This is a genomic window from Marinihelvus fidelis, from assembly GCF_008725655.1.
GTDB lineage: Bacteria > Pseudomonadota > Gammaproteobacteria > Xanthomonadales > SZUA-36 > Marinihelvus > Marinihelvus fidelis.
Window position 1 is genome coordinate 1 of record NZ_VYXP01000008.1, and the last position, 21,159, is coordinate 21,159.

The window sequence follows — 21,159 nt, forward strand, 5'->3', positions numbered from 1 at the left end:
GTTTAGCCCCGGGCAGGGCTATCGGCGACAGGGATGTCGCCGATAAGCGTACATGGATGTATTCAAAGCGTGCCCTGCCCGGGGCTAAACCCCAAACAGGACGGCCACGCAGCAACGCGCCGCCACCGGTTGGCAGAGCCTCGGGAATAAGGAAAGTTGGCGCTCCCTACGAGAATCGAACTCGTGTTTCAGCCTTGAGAGGGCCGCGTCCTAACCGCTAGACGAAGGGAGCGTCGTAAACTTGCCACGCGGGAGCCCGCGCGGGGCGCACATGGTAAACTAGCGGGCTTACGACATCAATCATTTCAGCAACCCTGGCGCGGGCACTCAACCGGCGCCAAAGCACGGCAGGACGCCGCTATCAGTAATCCCGTCATCATCACGCCAGAACAGCACGGAATCGATGCCCGCCAGCTCTGCAGCAGCGCCACGGAAGTGGTTGAGCGGCTGCAGGAGGCGGGTTACGAGGCCTATATCGTCGGCGGCAGTGTCCGCGACCTTCTGCTGGGCAAGGCGCCCAAGGACTTCGATGTCGCCACCGACGCGACACCCGAAGAGGTCAAGAACGTTTTTCCGCGTGCCCGCCTGATCGGGCGGCGGTTCCGGCTGGCGCACGTGCGCATTCGCGGCTCGCTGGTCGAGGTGGCCACGTTCCGTGGCCCCAGCGGCCACGACGACAAGCACGTCACCGACGAGGGCCGCATCCTGCGGGACAATGTCTGGGGCAGTGTCGAGGAAGACGCGGTGCGGCGCGATTTCACCCTTAACGCGCTGTTCATGGACCCCGTATCTGGCGACATCCAGGATTACGTGGGCGGCTATGAAGACCTGGTGGCGCGGCGGCTGAAACTGATCGGCGACCCGGAGACACGCTATCGCGAGGACCCGGTGCGGCTGCTGCGCGCGGCGCGTTTCGTCGCCAAGCTTGGGCTGAACCTGGATCCGGCCACCGAGGCGCCGGTGCGTGCCATGGCGGGTACGCTGGAGGACATTCCGCCGGCGCGCCTGTTCGAGGAGGTCTGCAAGCTGTTCCTGACCGGCCACGCGCTGCGGACCATGGAGTCGCTGCAGCGCTTTGAACTGACACGGGCGTTGTTCCCCGTACTTGAACGCGGTGAACACCTGGGCCAGGCCGCCGTCGTCGAGCTGACCTGGCAGGCCATGCGCAACACCGATGATCGCATCGCCAACGAGCAATCTGTCACGCCCGCGTTCCTGGTGGCCGCGTTGCTGTGGCAGCCGGTTCGCGATCGCGCGGAGAAGTACCAGGCCAACGGTGCGTCGGAGTACCAGGCGCTGGAGCAGGCCGCCGATGAGGTGCTGCAGCTGCAGGTGCAGCGCACGGCGGTGCCGCGACGCTTCAGTTCCGTGACCCGGCAGATCTGGCTGAACCAGGCGCGGCTGCGGCGGACCCGTGGCAAGCGCGCCCTGTCCATCCTGCGCCAGCCGCGTTTTCGCGCAGCCTACGATTTCCTCGAACTGCGGGCGCGCGAGGACGACAGCCTGGCGGAACTGGTGGCGTTCTGGAGCGAGGCGCAAAAAGATCCCGAGCTGCAATCGCAGGTCCAGGTGGAGGCGCCACGCAAGCGCCGTCGCCGGCGGGGTGGCCGGCGACGCCGGAAGCCGTCGGATGGTGGCGGCGGCGACTGAGTCATCGCCCACGCAGGCCGCGTGGGTTGGCCTGGGCAGTAACCAGGGTGACCGCAGGGCGCTGCTGGCCCAGGCGCTGGAACGGATCGGTCAGCTGCCCGCCGTCGAACTCGTCCGTAGTTCCCCCGTCTACGAAACCGAGCCCTGGGGCGATACCGACCAGCCCGCGTTCCTGAACGCGGTGGCGGAACTGGCGGTGAGTGGCACGGCGGAGCAGTTGCTGGAATCACTGCAGGCCATAGAGGCCGACCTGGGCCGGGTGCGCGGGGAGCGCCGCTGGGGGCCACGGCCGATTGACCTGGATATCCTCGTGTTCGGCGACCAGGCCATCGACACACCGGACCTGGTGGTGCCGCATCCGCGACTGCCCGAACGCGCGTTTGTGCTGGTGCCGCTGGCGGACATCGCGCCCGGGCTGCGGGTGCCGGGCAGGGGCGTCGTGGCCGATCTGCTCGCGGCGATTGATACGACGACCGTCAGCCCGGCAGGGGTGTTGTGAGCCAAATGTCGCGGAGAAGTCACAGGTGGGTTGCTTTTTTGTCAGTTAGTGGTATTATTACAACCACTCTTGGCAAATTTACAACGTTTGTCAGGATCGCAGGGCGCGAAAGACGGATACATCACTCCAAAAGCCTACCTCTCCCCAGATTCGGGGAGAGGTTTTTTTTTGGGCGTTTGATAATCAGCCCAAACCCCTTATTATTGACCTGTTATCAAAGTGTTAAGCCTTCTCCATTGCGGGCTGGCGCGGTGCCGTGTGTTGTCACCGTGTTGCCGCGCCGGTTGCGGGCTGGCATTCCATTGACCACCGCAGGGATTTCCACCACCAATGACGTCTGAACGCCACAACGGTCAGGAACTGACCGCCGAAACTCGCGCTTTGTTGCAAAAAAACCACACCCGCCTCGTGACCGAAGGCCTGCCGGCGCTGTCCACGGCCGAGGGTCGTTTCGACGACTTCAGCCGCGGCCTGGACGGCCTGCTGTTCGATTTCAGCCGCGTGCTGCTGGATGCGCCAACCCTGGATGTCCTGCTCGACGGCGCGCGTGAGATCGGCCTGGAGGCCCAGCGCGATGCCCTGTTCGCCGGCGACAACGTCAATTCAACCGAGCAACGCCCCGCCTTGCACATGGCGCTACGCAGCCCGGATGTGCTGGCGCACGTGGGCGGCGACGAGGCCGCCCGGGTCACCCAGGCCATGAAAACGATGCTGGTATGGGCCGACCTGCTGCACGAGGGTGAATTGCCCGGTGCCCCGGACAAGCGAGTGCGGCACATCATCCATGTCGGCATCGGCGGTTCGCTGCTGGGTACGCAGCTGGTCGTGGAGGCCCTGGACCGGGGCACTTCGCCGCTGACCGTGCATTTCCTGGGTTCGGTGGACGCGGTGCTGCGCGAGCGGCTCATGCGCCAGCTCGACCCGGCTGAGACCATGGTCGTGCTGGTGTCCAAGAGTTTCAGCACCGGAGATACCCTGCTGCACGGCCGCCGCCTGCGTGACTGGCTCGCCCGTCACCTGGGCGAGGAAGAGGGCGCTGGCCGCCTGTTCGCCGTCACCAGCCAGGTCGAGCGCGCCGGCGCGTTCGGTATTGCGCCCGAGCGCCTGCTGTATTTCAGCGACTGGGTGGGCGGACGCTACTCGCTGTGGTCGCCCGTGAGCCTGTCCGCTGCAGGCGTGATCGGCTCGCACGCGTTCCGCGAACTGCTCGCCGGCGCGGCGGCGATGGACCGGCATTTCCAGCGCGCACCGCTGGAGGACAACCTGCCCGTGCTGTACGGCCTGATCGGGGCGTGGCACCGCAACATCTGCGGCCACGCGGCCTGGGGCGTCATGCCCTACGACCAGCGACTGCGCCTGCTGCCGGCATGGATGCAGCAGCTGGTGATGGAATCAAACGGCAAGTCCGTCACCCGTGACGGCAGGCCTGTGCCGCTGAAGACCGCGCCCGTGGTCTTCGGCGAGACCGGCACCGAGGCCCAGCATTCCGTCTTCCAGGCCATGCACCAGGGCGCCGACGTCGTGCCGCTGAATTTCATCGGCGTGATCCGCCCTGACCACGACGATCGCGAAGCGCAGAACGAACTGCTCGCCAACCTGTTCGCGCAGCTGAAAGCGCTGGCCGAGGGCCGCGACGCCGCCGCCACCCGAGCCGGCATCGGCGACATCGACGACGACCTGCTCGCGCAACGCACCTTCGCCGGTAACCGCCCCTCCGAGCTGATCCTGCTCGACCGGCTGGATCCAAAACGCCTGGGCATGCTGCTCGCGCTTTACGAGCACAAAGTGTTCGTCGAAAGCGTGCTGTGGAACATCAATGCCTTCGACCAGTGGGGTGTGGAACTGGGCAAAACGCTCGCCCCCGGCATCCAGTCCGCCCTGGCCGGCAAGGCCGATGCCCCCGCCGGCGTCGACGCGATCATCGACTACGTCGCCTCCGTCCGCACTCACGGGTAACGCGTAACGCGTTACGCGTAACGCGTGACGAGTGACGAGTGACGCGTAGGGCGTTGATTGCCTGGTACGGGGTTGCGAAGGACTTGCTTTGGCGTTGTTGGCTAGTGGTTCATCGCCCGGGGCTGTGCCATATGGCCGCGCAGGCCGATGACAGGCTGGCCCTTGCGTCAACGCCGCCAGTCCCCGAGAGTTTTGTCACGCGTCACGCGTCACCCGTCACCGGCCTTTCAGCACCCCCATCAGCCCCCGGGAGAGCTCTTTGCCCAGCCAGGTGCCGAAGCTGCGGGCAGTGCTTTTGAACATCGCTTCCATGGCCGAGTCGCCGCGGCGGGATGAAGATTTCGGTTTTGATTTCGTGGAGGCCTTGGTGGATTTGGCGGCTTCTTCTTCCGCGCGGGCGGCCTCGGCGCGCTCGGCGGCTTTCTCGGCGCGGGCCTTGAGCATTTCTGCGGCGGACTCGCGGTTGACGCGTTGGCCGTACTTGCTGCCCAGGGCGCTGGTGGCCATCCACTTGGCGCGCTCTTCCTCGGTGGCGGGGCCGATGCGCGAGGTGGGCGGGCGGATCAATACACGGTCGACCACCGAGGGCACGCCGTCCTCGTCCAGGGTCGACACCAGGCCTTCGCCCACGCCCAGTTCGGTGATGACCGTCTCGGTGTCCAGCTCCGGGTTCTGGCGGAATGACTCCGCGGCGACCTTGACCGCGCGGCGCTCGCGCGGGGTATAGGCGCGCAGGGCGTGCTGGATGCGGTTGCCCAGCTGGCCGAGCACGGTGTCCGGCACGTCGGTGGGGTTCTGGGTGATGAAGTACACGCCGACGCCCTTGGAGCGGACCAGGCGGACGATCTGTTCGATTTTCTCCAGCAAAGCCCTGGGCGCGTGGTCGAACAGCAGGTGAGCTTCGTCGAAGAAGAACACCAGCACGGGGTGGTCCGGGTCGCCCACCTCGGGCAGCGTTTCGAACAGCTCGGACAGCAGCCACAGCAGCACCGTCGAGTACATCCGTGGCTGCTGGATCAGGCGGTTGGCGGCCAGCACATTGACCTGGCCGCGGCCGTCTTCACCGGTGACCAGCAGGTCGGCCAGTTCCAGCGCGGGCTCGCCGAAGAATTGGGCGCCGCCCTGGTCCTCGAGCACCAGCAGCCGGCGCTGGATGGCGGCCACGGACGAGGAACTGACGTTGCCGTACTGCAGCGACAGCTCGGCGCGGTTCTCGCCGACGAAGCGCAGCAACTGCTGCAGGTCTTCCAGGTCGAGCAACAGCAGGCCCTGCTCGTCGGCCACGCGGAAGGCGATGTTAAGGATGCCTTCCTGGGTGTCATTCAGTTCCAGCAGGTTGGCCAGCAGCAGCGGGCCCATCTCCGAGATGGTCGCGCGGATGGGGTGGCCCCAATGGCCGTTGATGTCCCAGAAGGTCACCGGCCAGCTGGCCGCCGCGTAGTCGGGGATGCCGATGATGTCGAGCCGTTCGTCGATCTTGGGGTGCGGTGAAATGGGCTTGCACAGGCCGGACAGGTCGCCCTTGACGTCGGCCAGGAAGACCGGTGTGCCGATGCGCGAGAAGCCTTCGGCCAGCACCTGCAGGGTGACGGTCTTGCCGGTGCCGGTGGCGCCCGCGACCAGGCCGTGGCGGTTGCCCAGCGCGGGCAGCAGGTAGCGCTTGTCGGCACCCTTGCCAAGCAGGATGGGTTCGATATCGCTCATCGCGTGTGACTCCCCGTAGACATGCGCCACAGCTTAGTGAGTCGGGCGCGAATGCGCCAGCGCGGAGGCCGCGCGCATACCTTTCCGCGGGTGCGCGGGTTAAGATTGCGGTTTTGGCGACACCGCTCGCCACGCCACAAAGAATTCAAGCACCGATCATGAGCCAGAGCCGTTCCCCAGCATCCACAAACCCAGACGAAACCCAGGTCGACGAAAACCGCTATGACCCCGGCGCCATCGAGGCGCGGGTGCAGCAGCAATGGCGCGATGACCGCGCCTTCGAAGTGACCGAGGACGACAGCCGCGAGAAGTTCTACTGCCTGTCCATGCTGCCGTACCCGTCGGGTGCGTTGCACATGGGCCACGTGCGCAACTACACCATTGGCGACGTGATCAGCCGCTACCAGCGCATGCTGGGCAAGAACGTGCTGCAGCCGATGGGCTGGGACGCCTTCGGGCTGCCGGCGGAGAACGCCGCCATCAAGAACAACACCGCGCCGGCGAAGTGGACCTACGCGAATATCGACCATATGCGCGGCCAGCTGGACCGGCTGGGATTCGCCTATGACTGGAACCGCGAGTTCGCCACCTGCCGTCCGGAGTACTACCGCTGGGAGCAGTTGATGTTCACGCGGTTGATGAATAAAGGCATGGCCTACCGCAAGGACGCCGAGGTCAACTGGGACCCGGTGGACCAGACCGTGCTGGCCAACGAACAGGTCGTCGACGGCCGCGGCTGGCGCTCCGGCGCGGTGGTGGAGAAGCGCTCCATCAGCCAATGGTTCCTGAAGATCACCGACTACGCCCAGGAACTGCTGGACGAGCTGGATAACCTGGACGGCTGGCCGGACTCGGTCAAGACCATGCAGCGCAACTGGATCGGCCGCTCCGAGGGCGCCGAGTTCGGCATGACCGTGTGCGATGCCGATGGCGAGGCGCTGCCCGGTGGCCATGAGATCCGCGTCTACACCACGCGGCCGGACACCGCCTTCGGCATGACTTACTCGGTGCTGGCACCGGAGCATCCGCTGGTGGACGTGATCACCAGCGAAGCGCAGGCCGCCGAGGTCGCCGCCTTCCGTGAACGCGTCGCGGCCACCTCCGAGATCGACCGACTGGCCGAGGACGGCCAGGCCGAGAAGCGCGGCGTGTTCACCGGCGCTTACGTGAAGAATCCGTTCAATGGCAAGGCCGTGCCGGTCTACCTGGCCGACTACGTCCTGATGGGCTACGGCACCGGCGCCATCATGGCCGTGCCGGGCGAGGACGAGCGCGACTGGGCGTTCGCCAAGGCCTACGACCTGCCCATCATCCGCACCGTGCAGCCCCCGGACGACTGGGACGGCGGCGCCTACACGGGCGAGGGCGTAGCCATCAACAGCGACTGGCTGGACGGCCTGGGCATGATTGAGGCCAAGGCCAAAGCCATCGACTGGCTCGAAGACCAGGGGCTCGGCACCCGCAAGGTGAACTTCCGCCTGCGCGACTGGGGCGTCAGCCGCCAGCGCTACTGGGGTTGCCCGATCCCGGTGATCTACTGCGACGACTGCGGCGCGCTGCCGGTGCCGGAAGACCAGCTGCCGGTGGAGTTGCCCGAGGACGTGACCTTCATGGGCGTGCAGTCGCCGATCAAGGCCGACCCGGAATGGCGCAAGACCACCTGCCCGACCTGCGGTGGCGCGGCCGAGCGCGAGACCGACACCTTCGACACGTTCATGGAGTCGAGCTGGTACTACGCGCGCTACTGCTGCCCCGGCGCCGACGCCCAGCTGGACGAGCGCGCCAACTACTGGCTGCCCGTGGACCAGTACATCGGCGGCATCGAGCACGCCATCCTGCACCTGATGTATTTCCGCTTCTATCACAAGCTGATGCGCGACGCCGGGCTGGTCAGCAGCGACGAGCCGGCGAAGAACCTGCTCTGCCAGGGCATGGTGGTGGCCGAGACCTTCTCCATGCCGGGCGAGGACGGCCACGTGAACTGGGTCAACCCGGCCGACGTGACGCTGGAAAAGGACGACAAGGGCAAGGTCACCGGCGCGACGCTGGCCGCCACCGGTGAATCGGTGGAAGTGGGCGCGGTCGAGAAGATGTCCAAGTCGAAAAACAACGGCGTCGACCCGCAGGGCCTGGTCGACCAGTACGGCGCCGACACGGTGCGCCTGTTCTCGATGTTTGCGGCCCCGCCGGACCAGTCACTGGAATGGTCGGAGTCGGGCGTTGAGGGCGCGTTCCGCTTCCTAAAGCGGCTCTGGAACCTGGTCAGCGCGCATGTCGCCGAAGGCCCGGTCGAAGCGCTGGATGCGGATCGCCTCGATGACGGCCAGCGCGAAATGCGCCGGCTGGTGCACGACGCCATCGCCAAGGTCGGCGACGATGTCGGCCGTCGGCATACCTTCAACACCGCGATCGCCGCGGTCATGGAGCTGAGCAACCACCTGGCCCGCTTCGACGACCGCTCGGCCGCGGGCAGGGCGGTCAGTGACGAGGGCTGGAACGCGATCACGCGCCTGCTGGCCCCGGTCACGCCGCATATCAGCCAGGCCCTGTGGGAAGCCCTGGGCCAGGACGGCGCCGTGCACGAGGCCGGCTGGCCGGTGGCGGACGAGTCCGCGCGGGTGAAGTCGGCAGTGGAACTGGTCGTGCAGGTGAACGGCAAGCTGCGCGCCCGTGTGTCCCTGGCGCCCGGTGCCGACCAGGAGACCGCGATGGCGGCGGCGATGGCCGAAGACAACGTGCAGCGGTTCACCGAGGACAAGACGGTGCGCAAGGTCATCCACGTGCCGGACCGCCTGCTCAACATCGTGGTGGGATGAACGCGATGCGGCGGAATGGGCTGAACGGGGTGCTGATACTGGCGCTGGCGCTGGTGCTGTCGGCCTGCGGTTTCCATTTCCAGGGCCAGGCCGAGTTGCCGCCGGAAATGGCGCAGACCCGTATCGCTACGCCGGACCCGTACAGCCAGTTCGTCCGCCGCCTGTCCATCCTGCTGGAGCAGAACGGTGCCCAGGTGGTCACCGCGCCCGCCGGCACCGCCATCCTCGAGATCCCCGAGTCCAATGTTCGCAAGGACATCCTGTCCATTGGCGACACGGCCCGCGTGCGTGAATACCGCATCGTGCATCGGGTGCGCTTCCGCCTGGTGGATACGGACGGCAACGTGCTGGTGCCCGAGCAGGCCCTGGAGCGCAGCCGCGTCATCAGCTTTGACGAGCAGGACATCCTGGCGGCCACGCGTGAAGAGGAATACCTGCGCGAGGAGCTGGCCGACACCCTTTCACGGCTGGTGTTGCGCCGCCTGGGCACGACCCGCGCCTGAGCATGCCGGTCCGCCTCGAACAGTTTGACGCGCGACTGGAACAGGGCCTGGCGCCCGTCTACCTGCTGGCCGGCCCTGAGCCGCTGCTGGTCCAGGAGTGCCGCGACAAGGTCTTCGCCCACGCCCGCGAGCAGGGCTTTGACGAGCGCGTGACCCTGCATGCCGATCGCTATTTCGACTGGAATGAGCTGACCGCCGGTGGCGAGCCGTCGCTGTTTGCGCGCCGGCGCGTGATCGACCTGCGGATCCCCACCGGCAAACCCGGGCAGGAGGGCGGCCGCACCCTCAGCGACTGGTGCGAGGCGCCGGACCCGGACAACCTGCTGGTGGTCAGCTGCAACGAGTGGGACAAGGGCTCGCGGGACTCCAAGTGGGCGAAGCAGTTCGACAGCGCCGGCGTACGGGTCGATATCTGGCCGGTCAAGGCCGGCGAGTTACCCGGCTGGATCGCCGGGCGTATGCGCCATGCCGGGCTGAACCCCGACCCGGGGGCCATCCAGGTGCTGGCCGAGCGGCTGGAAGGCAACCTGCTGGCCGCCGACCAGGAAATCATGAAGCTGGCCCTGCTCAAGGGCGATGCACCGCTGGGCGCCGAAGACGTGCTGGAGGTGGTGGCCGACAGCTCCCGCTTTGATGCCTTCGTGCTGGCGGACAGCCTGGTGGCCGGTGACCTGGCCAACGCGCTGCGTGTCTCGCTTGGGCTACGGCGCATTGGCGTGCCGCTGCCGATGGTGGTGGGTGCGCTGGCGATGAAGCTGGGGCAGGTTCAGGCCTTCGCCGATGCCGTGGCCCGCGGCGAGCCGGCGGGTAATGTGTTCCGGCGACTACGAATCTGGCAGAGCCAACAGGGCGCCTGCAGCGATGCGGCGCGCCGCCTGGGACGAGACCGCCTGGCCGAGGTGATGGCCATGCTGTCGCGTATTGATCGCCAGGCCAAGGGCCGTGGCCGGGGTGACCCCTGGCATGAGCTCGACCGGCTGGCGATCCGGATGTGCGCGTGAAGCCCGCGCAGCAGGCGGACAGCAGCCTGCCGATCGGCCTCTTTGGCGGCACCTTCGACCCGGTGCACCGTGGTCATATCCAGGTCGCCCTGGATGCCTCCGAAGCCCTGGAGATCGACGATTTCCGCCTGTTGCCCGCCGGCGATCCTCCACACCGCATGGGCACACACGCGCCGGCCGCCGACCGTGTCGCCATGCTGGAACTGGCGCTGCGTGGCTATTCCGGGCTCAGTATCGATACCCGGGAAGTTGATCGCGAAGGCCCCTCGTACATGGTCGACACGCTGGAAGAACTTCGTCAGGCTCATCCCGACGCGCCGCTGGTGCTGGTGCTGGGCCAGGACGCGGCCAACGGCCTGCACCGCTGGCACCGCTGGCAGCGCTTGCCGGCGCTGGCCCACCTGGTGGTCATGACCCGCCCGGGCGAGCGGCCCATGTATGGCGGCCAGCTGGGCACCGCGCTGGCGCACCGCGAGACCCGCGAAATCGCGCGCCTGAAAGACAGCACTGCCGGCCTGCTGCTGCACCTGGACGTGTCCCAGATGGACGTGTCGTCGACCGAAATCCGCCGTCGTATCGCCGCCGGTGACCCGGTGGTCACGCTGCTGCCGCCCGGCGTGCTGGGTTATATCGAGGAACACGGCCTGTACCGGGACGTCCGGGCGCTGTGATTAGGGGTGCGGCTGGGCTAGAATAGGCACAAGCCCCAAAGCCGAAGAACCGCTTTTGACTCAATCCACTTCGCACGACGCGTTATCCGCGGCCGACTTGCAACGGCTCGTTATCGACACCCTCGAAGAATTCAAGGCCCAGGACATCAAGGTGATTGATGTCACCGGCGTCAGCCCCCTGACCGACCAGTTCGTCATCGCTTCCGGCACATCCACACGGCATGTGCGCTCGATGGCGGACAAGCTGGTGGAGCGCGCCAAGGCCAACGGCATACAGCCGACCGGTGTCGAGGGCCAGGGCGAGGCGCAATGGGTCCTGGTGGACCTGAATGACGTCATCGTCCACCTGATGCTGCCGCAGACACGCGCGTTCTATAACCTCGAAAAACTCTGGGAAGTCAGCGCCGAGCATCGCGACGGCGCGCGCTCCGCCTAGGGTCGACCGAACGTGCGCCTGACCGTCGCCAGTGTCGGCCAGCGCATGCCGGGCTGGGTCCAGGCCGGCTGGGAAGAATACGCCCGCCGAATGCCGCCCGAGCTGTCGCTCGAGCTCCGTGAAATCACCATGGTCCGCCGCGGCCGCAACGCCGATATCGAGCGGATGCGCCGTGACGAGGGCCAGGCCCTGCTGGCCGCGATGGCGCCGGGCGCGCGCGTCGTGGCACTGGATGGCCGCGGCAAGGCCTGGTCAACCGAGCAACTGGCACAACGGCTGGAGCAGTGGATGGGCGATGGGCGCCACGTGGGTTTCCTGGTGGGCGGACCGGACGGCCTGCACGATGACTGCCTGGCGGCCGCGGATGACCGCTGGTCACTGGGGCCGCTGACCCTGCCGCATCCGCTGGTCCGCGTGGTGCTGGCCGAGCAGCTCTACCGGGCCTGGACGATCACCCGCAATCACCCCTATCACCGCGCCTGAGCGCGGCCGACGACAGCATCGATATGACCGACGAACCTGACATCCTGCTCGCCTCGGCGTCGCCCCGGCGGCGGGAACTGCTGGACCTGCTGGGCGTCCGTTACCGGGCCTGGAGTGCCGATATCGACGAGAGCCGGCTGGCCGACGAGGCGCCGGACGCCTACGTGGAACGCCTGGCCCGCGCCAAGGCGGCCGCGGGCCGGCAGGCCCATGGCAACGAGCGGCCGGTACTGGGTGCCGACACCATTGTCCTGCTCGACGGCGACATCCTGGGCAAGCCGCGCGACCGCGCGCACGCCCGCGACATGTTTTCACGCCTGGCCGGCCGGCATCACGAGGTGCTGACGGCCGTGGCGGTGGTGGCAACGGACGGCCGCGTTTTCGGGGCCATCAACCGCACCCGGGTGGAGTTTGGCGAGGTGCCGGCGCACTGGGTTGATCACTACGCCACGCTCGACGAGCCCATGGACAAGGCCGGCGCCTATGCCGTGCAGGGCCTGGCCGGGCAATGGATCCAGCGCGTCGAAGGCAGTTATACGGGGGTCATGGGTTTACCCCTGTTCGAGACCGCCGAACTGCTCCGCCAGGCCGGCCTGGCGCTAACGGGGCGTTAACCATGCAATGGTATTCTAGCGGCCTGTCATTCGCAGGCGGGACGCCCGTGCCTGACCGAACCGGGAGCCCTATGCCGTGAGCGAAGAAATCCTCATCAATGTCACGCCCACGGAGTCGCGCGTCGCCGTGGTCGACAACGGCGTGCTCAAGGAGGTCTGGCTCGACCGCGCCTCCCATTACGGCTACCTGGGCAACATCTACAAGGGTCGCGTGTCGCGGGTGCTGCCGGGCATGCAGGCGGCCTTCGTCGATATTGGCCTTGAACGCACCGCGTTCCTGCACGCCTCGGACATCCACCGCGTCGACCGCGAGCGCATGACCGGCCAGGTGCCGGAGCCGGATACGGCCGAGCGGCCGATCTCCGAACTGGTGACCGAGGGCGCCGAGGTCGTGGTGCAGGTGGTCAAGGACCCGATCGGCACCAAGGGCGCGCGGCTGACCACCAACCTGAGCGTGCCGTCGAGATTTCTTGTACTGCTGCCGGGCAGCGACCACATCGGCGTGTCCACGCGCATTGAGGACGAGGACGAACGCGCGCGGCTCAGCGGCATGGTGTCGCAACTGCGTCCGGACGCCCGCGTGGGCTACATCGTCCGCACCAATGCGGAGGACGTCGACGAGTTTGCGCTGGCCGCCGACATGGCCTTCCTGGGCAAGCTCTGGGACGCCATCAACGAACGTCGCGGCGAGGCCAAACCGGGCGAGTGCATCTACGAGGACCTGGACCTGCCGCTGCGGGCGCTTCGCGACATGATGCATGCCGATGTCGAACGGGTGCGCATCGATCACACCGAAACGTATGAAAAGGTCTGCCGTTTCGTGCGCAGCTTCATGCCGGACTGGGTCACGCGCATTGAGCGTTATGACGCCGAGCGGCCGATTTTTGACCTGTACCAGATCGAGGACGAGATCGAGCAGGCGCTGCACCGGCACACACCGCTGAAATCCGGCGGCTACCTGGTCATCGACCAGACCGAGGCCATGACCACCATCGACGTGAACACCGGCGGCTTCGTCGGCCATCGCACGCTCGAGGAGACCATCTACAAGACCAACCTGGAAGCGGCCCAGGCCATCGCCCGGCAGCTGCGGCTGCGCAACCTGGGTGGCATCATCATCATCGATTTCATCGACATGAATGACGCCGCTCACCGCGAACAGGTGATGAAGACACTGGAAAAGGCGCTGGCGCAGGACAACGTCCGCACCTCGGTGACCGGGCTGTCGGACCTGGGGCTGGTGGAAATGACCCGCAAGCGCACGCGCGAGAGCCTGGGGCATGTCATGTGCGAGCCCTGCCCGGTGTGCAGTGGCCGCGGCGCGCTGAAGACGGCCGAGACCGTCTGCCTGGAGATTTTCCGCGAAATCATGCGCACCGGGCGCCAGTTTGAGGCCAGCAAGATCCTGGTGCTGGCGCCGCCGTCGGTGGTCGACCTGGTCATGGACGAACACTCAACGACCATCGCCGAGCTGGAGGAACTGGTGGACAAAACCATCCGTTTCCAGCGCGAGGACCAGTACAGCCAGGAACAGTACGACGTGGTGCTGCTGTAAATGAAGCGATGGCGGATATGGTGGCGACGCGCGCGGTCCATACTCTGGACCGCGCTGACGCTGGTGGTGCTGCTGGCCGCGATTATGGTTGGCCTGGGCAAGCTGCTGATGCCCTACAGCACGCAGTTCAAGCCGCGGCTGGAGGCCTGGCTGTCGGAGGAGTTCAACCAGCCAGTTCGGGTGGGCTCGTTCACCGGTGAGTGGAAGGCCTTTGGCCCCCGTATCAGCCTGCGAGACCTGGAATTGCTGGGCGGCACCGACAGCGATGGCGATATCGCGCTGCGCGAGGCCGGCCTGGATATCCGCCCCCTGAATGTGCTGCTGCCGAACCGGCCGCTGTACGCGTTCCGCATCATCGGCGCCGACCTGGTGCTGTCACGCGGTGATGACGGGCGGTTTGCGCTGTCCGGGTTGGGTGTCAGTGGTCGCGGTGACGGCTCCGGCGGCGGGCTGGGCACGCTGGCGCGGCTGGGCGAGGTTGCCCTGGTGACCTCCAGGCTGGCCTATCGCGACCCGGCGCGCGGAGTCGCACTGCAACTCGTCGATGTCGACGGTCGCATGCAGCTGGCGATGGACCGGGTCGCACTGCAGGTACAGGCCGCCGTCGCCGATGACAGCCAGGGCCATGTGCTGGGTGACGTGGGCGCCACCGCGGTCGTGGCCCTGGACGATGAGGGCCGGGTCAGCGCCATTGATTGGCACGCAGAAACCGGCGAGTTCCTGCTTTCGCAGCTGACCCGTGGCCTGCCCGATCACGCGTTGCTGCCGGAATCCGGACGCGTTAACGCCCAGGTCTGGGGCGAGTGGGCGCCGGGGCAGCCGCAACGCATGCAGGGTGTGCTGGATGTGCGTGATGTCGAGCTGGGCGAGGGTGATGGCCTGATCGCCGTCGACCACATCAACAGCCGGTTCCAGTGGCGTTCCGAGCACCGCCAGCGCTGGCGCCTGGACCTGGGTGATGTGCGCATCGCCGAGGGTGGCCGTGACTGGGTGGTGGGCGCGCTGGCCGTGGAGCGTAACATCCCGGACGGGCTGGGCATCTGGGTGGGCGCCGACTACCTGCGCGCGGCCATGCCGATGGCGCTGACACAGCGCATCATGGCGAACTTCAACGCCCGCTGGCCGCGTAATGTGCCCACCGCCGCGGATGGCGAGATCACTGACTTCGATATCGTCATTAACGCCGATAAAAAGTTTGTCGGCGCCTGGGGCGAGCTGATCGACATCAGCGCGACGGAGTGGGGCAAATGGCCGGATGTCTCCGGTATCAACGGCCAGGTGGCACTGCTTAACGGCCATGGCGTCGCACACATCAGCGGTGAGGCCGTCGAGGTCAACTGGCCGCGGAATTTCCGTTCACCCGCGCTGATCGAGATACCGGGCTGCCGGTTTGATATGACCTGGGGTGCGCGCTGGCAGGTTGATGTCGCCGACTGCCATGGTGGCAACGAGGCCGCCAGCCTGGAGGCCCGGCTCCGGTTCACGCAATCGGAGGGTCGGCCGTTTGTCGACCTGGCCGTCGGCACCGACCACCTGGATATCGCCGCGCTGGGCGACTACTGGCCCGCCGCGCTGCTGAAACCGCCGGTGCTGGCCTGGATGGATCGCGCCATCGAGGGCGGCACGGTGAACGCGGGCCATTTCCTGCTCCGTGGCGACCTGGATGACTTCCCGTTCCGCGGCAATGAAGGCGTGCTCGATGCACGTGCCAGCGTCGTTGGCGGTGAACTGGCGGTCCATACCGGCTGGCCCCTGGCCAGCGGCGTCGACATCGACCTGCGGTTCCTGGGCGTCGGCATGTCGGCGCAGGGTTCGATCACGGATTTCGGTGGCGTGCCGGTGCCCGCGGCCACCGCGTCGATCACCGACTTCCAGCGCGCGCGGCTGGATATCGGTTTCGAAGGCGACACCACGCTGCCCAGGCTGGCCACGTTCCTGCAGTCCACGCCCCTGCTGGCCGACAGCGAACTGGACCTGGACGGCATGACCTTCGAAGGCCCGGCGTCGGTCGACGGCGAGGTTCGTATCCCCCTGGGTTCGACGCCGGGTGAGTTGCAGGTGGACGGCCGCCTGGCGTTGGGTGGGAACGCCTTCAGCGAAGACCGGTCCGGGGTCAGGCTGGAAAACGTGGCCGGCCGGGTGAATTTCAACCGCTCGGGCTTCGAGGGCCGTGACCTGGCGGCGACCTGGCAGGCGCACCCGGCGCGGCTGGACCTGGTCGCGGACTGGGGTGGCGAACAGCCCTTCAGGGCCAACCTCTCCGGCTACTTCCCGGCCGCCGAGTTGGTGGCCGCGACCCCGGCCGCGGACGAGCCGATGCTCAGCCGGCTGCAGGGCATGGCCCAGTGGGATGTCGGCTTCGAGGTGGGTGACCGGAACCCCGAATCGGGCGAGCGGGACCTGTGGTTGCATGTCAATTCCGACCTGGTCGACGTCAGCATGGACCTGCCGGCGCCGTTGACCAAGACGGTGGGCACGGTCAGGCCGCTGGAGATGCGCTGGCCGCTCAAGTCTTCTCGCCGGGTCATCGACGCCCGGCTGGGCGGTGTGGGCTCGCTGCGTGCCGAGCTGGGCGATGATGGCGAGACGCTGACGCGCGTGGCGGTGGCGCTGAACGAGGGCCCGGCCAACCTGCCGGACCCCGGCCAGTGGCTGCTGACGGGCCATGTCGATCGCCTGGACCTGGACGAGTGGCTCGACGCCATCATCGAGGCCGTTCCGGACCGCCGCCAGGCAGCGCCGCTGCGGTTCGCCGCCAGTGACCTGCGTACGGACCAGCTGGTGTTCATGAACCGGGAATTTCCTGACGCCACCCTGCAGATCACCCAGCCAGGCGAGGCGGTAGAGGTTCGGGTTGATTCCGCCCGGCTCACCGGCGATATCCGCTACCAGTCCAATGTCGGCGGCACCCACAGCCTGTCCGCGCAGATGGACAATGTCGATATGCCGAAACCGCTGTCCGAGGGCATCACGATGGACAGCGACCCGACGCAGTTACCGGAGTTTCACATTTTCGTACAGGACCTGCGCTACCACGGCGTGGCGCTGGGCGAAACCCGTATCGAGGCCTACCCGGTGGCCGATGGCCTGCGCATCGAGTCAATGGAAGCCGCCAGCGACCACATGACCTTCCAGGCACGTGGCGACTGGGTCACCACGGGCGCGGGCAGCCGTTCCGATTTCGATATCCTGCTGACCGCCGAGAACCTGGGCGACCTGGTCAGCGCCATGGAACTGTCGACGCTGCTCGAGGGTGGCCAGACCATGATTCACTATGACGCCTGGTGGCCCGGCCCGCCCGCGGCGTTCGAGCTGGCGCAACTCAATGGCCTGATGAATTTCACCATCACCGACGGCCGTGTGCTGGACGCCGAACCCGGCGCCGGGCGGGTGCTGGGCCTGTTCAGCGTGGCCGCGCTGCCGCGCCGCCTGTCGCTGGATTTCCGTGACGTGTTCGAATCCGGATTCAACTTTGACACGGCCGGGGCCAACATCAGCCTTGAAAGTGGGGTGGCCCGCACCGATGATTTCATCATGGAATCGACCGCGGCCACGCTGGCGATCGAGGGCAGCACCGACCTGGTCAACCAGCAGTTCGACTACCGGATGACCGTGCGGCCGGGCGTGAGCCAGGCACTGCCGGTGATCGGCGCGCTGGCGGCGGGCCCCCCGGGTGCGGCTGCCGGGCTGGCCCTGCAGGGCCTGCTCAGGGATGCGCTGGGTAACGCCGCCGAGGCCCGCTACAGCATCGTCGGCCCCTGGGCGGAGCCGGAAGTGACCCGGCTCGAAGCCCCGCAGACCGCGGCCGGCGACGCGGATACCACCGAACCCCCGGGCCCCTGAGTATAGGGCCCCGACACACAGGATTGAACACATGACCGAAGCATTGGCGCTGGCGAGACACCGCCTGCTGGAACCGGGCGGCCTGGACGAGAGCGATCTTGCCCGCGTGCTTTCAGACTTGATGGGCGCACGCATCGACGGCGGCGACCTGTATTTCCAGTCCACCGCCCGCGAGGCCTGGTCGCTGGAAGACGGCCGCGTGCGCAACGCCACCCACTCGGTGGAGCAGGGCGTGGGCATCCGCGCCGTGGACGGAGACAAGACCGGCTTCGCCTATGCCGACGAGATCGTCATGCCATCGCTGCTGGAAGCCTCCGGCGCCGCGCGCGCCATCGCCCGCCAGGGTGGTGGCCAGGCGGTACAGGCCTGGTCGCGCAAGCAGCCGGCTGCGCTATACACGCCGGACAACCCGCTGGAATCCATGCAGGCCGCCGACAAGGTCGACCTGTTACGCAAGATCGACGCCTACGCGCGCTCGCTGGACCCGCGCGTCAACCAGGTGATGGTGAGCCTGGCGGCATCCCACGAGACCATCCTGGTGGCGTCGGTGGACGGCGACCTGGCCGGCGACGTGCGGCCGCTGGTGCGCCTGTCCGTGACGGTGATTGCTGAACAGAACGGTCGCCGCGAGCAGGGCAGCGATGGCGGCGGCGGGCGTTTCGACTACCGCCGCCTGGTGGCCGAGGACGGCTGGCGCCGCATTGCCGACGAGGCGGTGCGGCAGGCGCTGGTGAACCTGGAAGCCGAGGACGCGCCGGCCGGCACCATGCCGGTGGTGCTGGGCCCGGGCTGGCCCGGCGTGCTGCTGCACGAGGCCGTCGGCCACGGGCTGGAAGGCGATTTCAACCGCAAGGGCACGTCGGCGTATTCCGGCCGCATCGGCGAAAAGGTGGCCGCCGACGGCGTGACCATCGTCGACAACGGCACCATCGAAGCGCGACGCGGTTCACTCAGCATCGACGACGAGGGCACGCCCACCGGCGAGACGGTGCTGATCGAGAACGGCATCCTGCGCGGCTACATGCAGGACAAGATGAACGCCCGCCTGATGGGCATGAAAGCGACCGGCAACGGCCGGCGCGAATCCTTCGCGCACCTGCCCATGCCGCGTATGACCAACACCTACATGCTCGCCGGCCAGCACGACCCGGAAGAGATCATCGCCTCGGTCGACAAGGGCATCTACGCGGTAAACTTCGCCGGTGGCCAGGTGGACATCACCTCGGGCCGTTTTGTGTTTTCCGCCAGCGAGGCCTACCTGATCGAGAACGGCAAGGTCACCCGCCCGGTGCGCGGTGCCACGCTGATCGGTAACGGTCCGGACGCGATGAACAAGGTCAGCATGGTCGGTAACGACCTGGCGCTGGATGCCGGCATCGGCGTCTGCGGCAAGGACGGCCAGAGCGTGCCGGTGGGCGTGGGCCAGCCGACGCTGAAGCTCGACCAGCTGACCGTCGGTGGCACCGCCTCCTGATGGCCGGCGGGTGCCGGTGAATCGTCAGCCGGCCGGCTCGGCCGTGGGTGGCAGCGGTTCGGCCTCGTCCAGTTCGCGCAGCATGCGGAACAGCTTGCGGGCCGAGGCCGGTGGCTTGTTGGCCGCGGCTTCACGCCGGGCATTGCGGACCAGTTGCCGCAGCGCCTGGGCGTCGACATCGTGACGGGCGTCCAGCAGCGGCCCCAGCGCGCCGTCACCGCGTTCCAGCAGTACATCACGCCACGCTTCCGCGCGGTGATGCCGCGCCGTGAGTTGTCGCGCGTCGGCATCGCGGGCTTCCAGCGCCACCAGCACGGCATCGGTGTCGACATGCTGCAGCAGGCTGCCCAGGTGGCCAAACTGGCGTTTTTTCGCCACGTTGGACTTGATCGAGCGCGCGAAACGCACGGCCTCGAGGATGTCGTCGTCAAGCGGCAGTTGCGCCAGCACGCCCTCGGGCAGGGTCGCCAGCCGCTTGCCCAGGTCGACACGCGCCTTGGCGATGCGCTTGAGCTGGCTCTTGCTGACCGGCTCATCGCCGGTCCCGGAATCGAATTCGTTCATGGAGTTAATCAATGTCAGAAGTGACTAGCGTAGCCCAGGCGGACGCCGACCGTAAGGCCGGTTTCGAAGAACTGGAGGCACGCATACAGGACGCCCTGCGCCGGGCGACCCGCGCCGGCGTCGACGGCGCCGAGGCGACGGCCAGCATTCATGGTGGCCTGAGCGTCAACGTGCGCCTGGGCGAGGTGGAGACCATCGAGCACACCCGTGACCGCGGCATCTCGATCACGGTCTACGCCGACGGCCGCAAGGGCCACGCCAGCAGCGCCGACCTGGAGCCGGAGTCCGTGCTCGCCTGCGTGGACCGTGCCGTCGAAATCGCCCGCTTCACCGAGGCCGACAACTGCAACGGCCTGGCTGACCCGGAGCGCATGGCCACCGAGTTCCCGGACCTGGACCTGTGGCATCACCATGACCTGGACGCCCAGGCCGCCATCGACCGTGCGCTGGCCATTGAAGAAGCCGGTCGCGCTGACCCGGGCATCACCAATTCCGAGGGTGGCAGCGTTTCCAGCAGCTTCGGCCAGTCGGTCTACGGCAACAGCAACGGCTTCATGGGCCAGGCCAGCGGAACCCGCTACAGCCAGAGTTGCGTGCTGGTCGGCGGCAAGGGCGAGGGCATGCAGCGCGATTACTGGTACGACTCCACGCGCAGCTTTGACGACCTGGAATCGCCCGAATTCACCGGCCAGGAAGCCGCGCGCCGCACGCTGCGCCGCCTGGACGCCCGCCGCGTGCCGACCGCTAAGGTCCCCGTGGCCTTCGCGCCGGAAGTTGCGCGCTCGCTGGTCGGGCACTTCACCGGGGCCATCGCCGGTTCGGCCCTGTACCGCAACGCGTCGTTCCTGAAGGACGCGGTCGGTGAGCAGTTGTTCCCGGACTGGTTGACGCTGTCCGAGCGGCCATTCCTGCCGCGCGCGGCCGGCAGTGCCACCTTTGATGCCGAGGGTGTCGCGCCGAGCGATCGTGACATTATCGACGCCGGCGTCCTGACCGGCTATATCCTGTCGAGCTACTCAGCCCGCCGGCTGGGCCTGGAATCCACCGGCAATGCCGGCGGGGTCCACAACCTGCGGCTTACCGGCGCCGGTGGCACCCAGGCCGACCTGCTGGCCGATATCGGCACCGGCCTGCTCGTGACCGAGGTCATGGGGCAGGGCGTCAACATGGTCACCGGCAACTACTCCCGTGGCGCCTCCGGTTTCTGGATCGAGAACGGCGAGATCGCCTTCCCGGTCGAGGAAGTCACCGTTGCCGGCAACCTGCGCGACATGTTCATGAACATCCGCGCGATTGGCGAAGATGTTGATCGCCGTGGCAATGTGCATATTGGTACGGTGGTGGTGGATGGGATGACTTTGGCTGGTGAGTAGTGAGTAGTGAGTAGTGA

At 67.2% G+C, this 21,159-nt stretch carries 16 protein-coding genes and 1 tRNA gene; 14 read left to right on the top strand and 3 right to left on the bottom strand.

Annotated features, from left to right (window positions below; genetic code table 11):
- Nucleotides 1-157: 157 nt before the first annotated feature.
- Nucleotides 158-232 (bottom strand) — tRNA-Glu (locus tag F3N42_RS12895).
- A 128-nt stretch (nt 233-360) separates the two neighbouring features.
- Between F3N42_RS12895 and pcnB the strand changes: the two genes are divergently transcribed.
- The 3 genes from pcnB to pgi all read left to right on the top strand — a co-directional run bounded on the left by pcnB (nt 361) and on the right by pgi (nt 4,105).
- Nucleotides 361-1,650: a polynucleotide adenylyltransferase PcnB gene (gene pcnB / locus F3N42_RS12900; protein WP_150864900.1), complete on the top strand. Its 1,290-nt coding sequence runs from the start codon at nt 361-363 to the stop codon at nt 1,648-1,650.
- On the top strand, nt 1,634-2,149 hold the full coding sequence (folK, locus tag F3N42_RS12905; RefSeq protein ID WP_224784923.1) for a 2-amino-4-hydroxy-6-hydroxymethyldihydropteridine diphosphokinase: 516 nt from the start codon (nt 1,634-1,636) through the stop codon (nt 2,147-2,149). The genes pcnB and folK overlap by 17 nt, the downstream gene beginning before the upstream one ends.
- Before the next feature lie 330 nt (nt 2,150-2,479).
- A complete protein-coding gene (pgi, locus tag F3N42_RS12910; protein ID WP_150864902.1) occupies nt 2,480-4,105 on the top strand; it encodes a glucose-6-phosphate isomerase in 1,626 nt (541 codons plus the stop codon).
- A gap of 216 nt (nt 4,106-4,321) precedes the next feature.
- Here pgi and F3N42_RS12915 read toward each other — a convergent pair whose 3' ends face one another.
- A complete protein-coding gene (locus F3N42_RS12915; RefSeq protein WP_150864903.1) occupies nt 4,322-5,809 on the bottom strand; it encodes a helicase HerA-like domain-containing protein in 1,488 nt (495 codons plus the stop codon).
- A gap of 158 nt (nt 5,810-5,967) precedes the next feature.
- Between F3N42_RS12915 and leuS the strand changes: the two genes are divergently transcribed.
- From leuS to tldD, 10 genes are all read left to right on the top strand, one after another.
- A complete protein-coding gene (gene leuS / locus F3N42_RS12920) occupies nt 5,968-8,625 on the top strand; it encodes a leucine--tRNA ligase (RefSeq protein ID WP_150864904.1) in 2,658 nt (885 codons plus the stop codon).
- A gap of 29 nt (nt 8,626-8,654) precedes the next feature.
- Nucleotides 8,655-9,128, top strand: coding sequence for an LPS-assembly lipoprotein LptE (locus F3N42_RS12925; protein WP_191621410.1), 474 nt, complete (start codon nt 8,655-8,657; stop codon nt 9,126-9,128).
- 2 nt (nt 9,129-9,130) lie between these two features.
- The gene (holA, locus tag F3N42_RS12930; RefSeq protein WP_150864906.1) at nt 9,131-10,129 is read left to right on the top strand and encodes a DNA polymerase III subunit delta; all 999 of its coding nucleotides are present in this window, start codon (nt 9,131-9,133) and stop codon (nt 10,127-10,129) included.
- Nucleotides 10,126-10,800 (top strand): nicotinate-nucleotide adenylyltransferase, encoded by a 675-nt coding sequence (gene nadD / locus F3N42_RS12940; RefSeq protein ID WP_224784924.1) that lies wholly within the window; start codon nt 10,126-10,128, stop codon nt 10,798-10,800. Before holA ends, nadD begins: the two co-directional genes overlap by 4 nt.
- Nucleotides 10,801-10,855: 55 nt before the next feature.
- Complete coding sequence (gene rsfS, locus F3N42_RS12945) at nt 10,856-11,236, top strand: ribosome silencing factor (RefSeq protein WP_150864907.1); 381 nt, start codon at nt 10,856-10,858, stop codon at nt 11,234-11,236.
- 12 nt (nt 11,237-11,248) lie between these two features.
- Nucleotides 11,249-11,719 carry a 23S rRNA (pseudouridine(1915)-N(3))-methyltransferase RlmH gene (gene rlmH, locus F3N42_RS12950; protein ID WP_150864908.1) on the top strand — a complete coding sequence of 157 codons (471 nt, stop codon included), beginning with the start codon at nt 11,249-11,251 and terminating at the stop codon, nt 11,717-11,719.
- 23 nt (nt 11,720-11,742) lie between these two features.
- Nucleotides 11,743-12,333, top strand: a complete 591-nt coding sequence (locus F3N42_RS12955) for a Maf family protein (RefSeq protein ID WP_150864909.1) — start codon at nt 11,743-11,745, stop codon at nt 12,331-12,333.
- Nucleotides 12,334-12,409: 76 nt separating this feature from the next.
- The gene (gene rng, locus F3N42_RS12960) at nt 12,410-13,888 is read left to right on the top strand and encodes a ribonuclease G (RefSeq protein ID WP_150864910.1); all 1,479 of its coding nucleotides are present in this window, start codon (nt 12,410-12,412) and stop codon (nt 13,886-13,888) included.
- Complete coding sequence (locus F3N42_RS12965; protein ID WP_150864911.1) at nt 13,889-17,731, top strand: YhdP family protein; 3,843 nt, start codon at nt 13,889-13,891, stop codon at nt 17,729-17,731. It begins immediately after the preceding gene.
- Between the two features lie 31 nt (nt 17,732-17,762).
- Nucleotides 17,763-19,205 (top strand): metalloprotease TldD, encoded by a 1,443-nt coding sequence (tldD, locus tag F3N42_RS12970; protein ID WP_150864912.1) that lies wholly within the window; start codon nt 17,763-17,765, stop codon nt 19,203-19,205.
- A gap of 24 nt (nt 19,206-19,229) precedes the next feature.
- On the opposite strand, the gene yjgA is transcribed toward tldD, so the two are convergent.
- The gene (yjgA, locus tag F3N42_RS12975; protein ID WP_150864913.1) at nt 19,230-19,769 is read right to left on the bottom strand and encodes a ribosome biogenesis factor YjgA; all 540 of its coding nucleotides are present in this window, start codon (nt 19,767-19,769) and stop codon (nt 19,230-19,232) included.
- An 11-nt stretch (nt 19,770-19,780) separates the two neighbouring features.
- Here yjgA and pmbA point away from each other — a divergent pair, with 11 nt between their 5' ends.
- Nucleotides 19,781-21,142 (top strand): metalloprotease PmbA, encoded by a 1,362-nt coding sequence (gene pmbA / locus F3N42_RS12980; protein WP_150864914.1) that lies wholly within the window; start codon nt 19,781-19,783, stop codon nt 21,140-21,142.
- Nucleotides 21,143-21,159: the final 17 nt, after the last annotated feature.

Excerpts from the sequence above, each read along its gene's own strand:
- pgi (WP_150864902.1), top strand. The coding sequence starts at position 2,480 with ATGACGTCTGAACGCCACAACGGTCAGGAACTGACCGCCGAAACTCGC.
- F3N42_RS12915 (WP_150864903.1), bottom strand. The coding sequence starts at position 5,809 with ATGAGCGATATCGAACCCATCCTGCTTGGCAAGGGTGCCGACAAGCGC.
- leuS (WP_150864904.1), top strand. The coding sequence starts at position 5,968 with ATGAGCCAGAGCCGTTCCCCAGCATCCACAAACCCAGACGAAACCCAG.
- holA (WP_150864906.1), top strand. The coding sequence starts at position 9,131 with ATGCCGGTCCGCCTCGAACAGTTTGACGCGCGACTGGAACAGGGCCTG.
- F3N42_RS12955 (WP_150864909.1), top strand. The coding sequence starts at position 11,743 with ATGACCGACGAACCTGACATCCTGCTCGCCTCGGCGTCGCCCCGGCGG.
- F3N42_RS12965 (WP_150864911.1), top strand. The coding sequence starts at position 13,889 with ATGAAGCGATGGCGGATATGGTGGCGACGCGCGCGGTCCATACTCTGG.
- tldD (WP_150864912.1), top strand. The coding sequence starts at position 17,763 with ATGACCGAAGCATTGGCGCTGGCGAGACACCGCCTGCTGGAACCGGGC.
- yjgA (WP_150864913.1), bottom strand. The coding sequence starts at position 19,769 with ATGAACGAATTCGATTCCGGGACCGGCGATGAGCCGGTCAGCAAGAGC.
- pmbA (WP_150864914.1), top strand. The coding sequence starts at position 19,781 with ATGTCAGAAGTGACTAGCGTAGCCCAGGCGGACGCCGACCGTAAGGCC.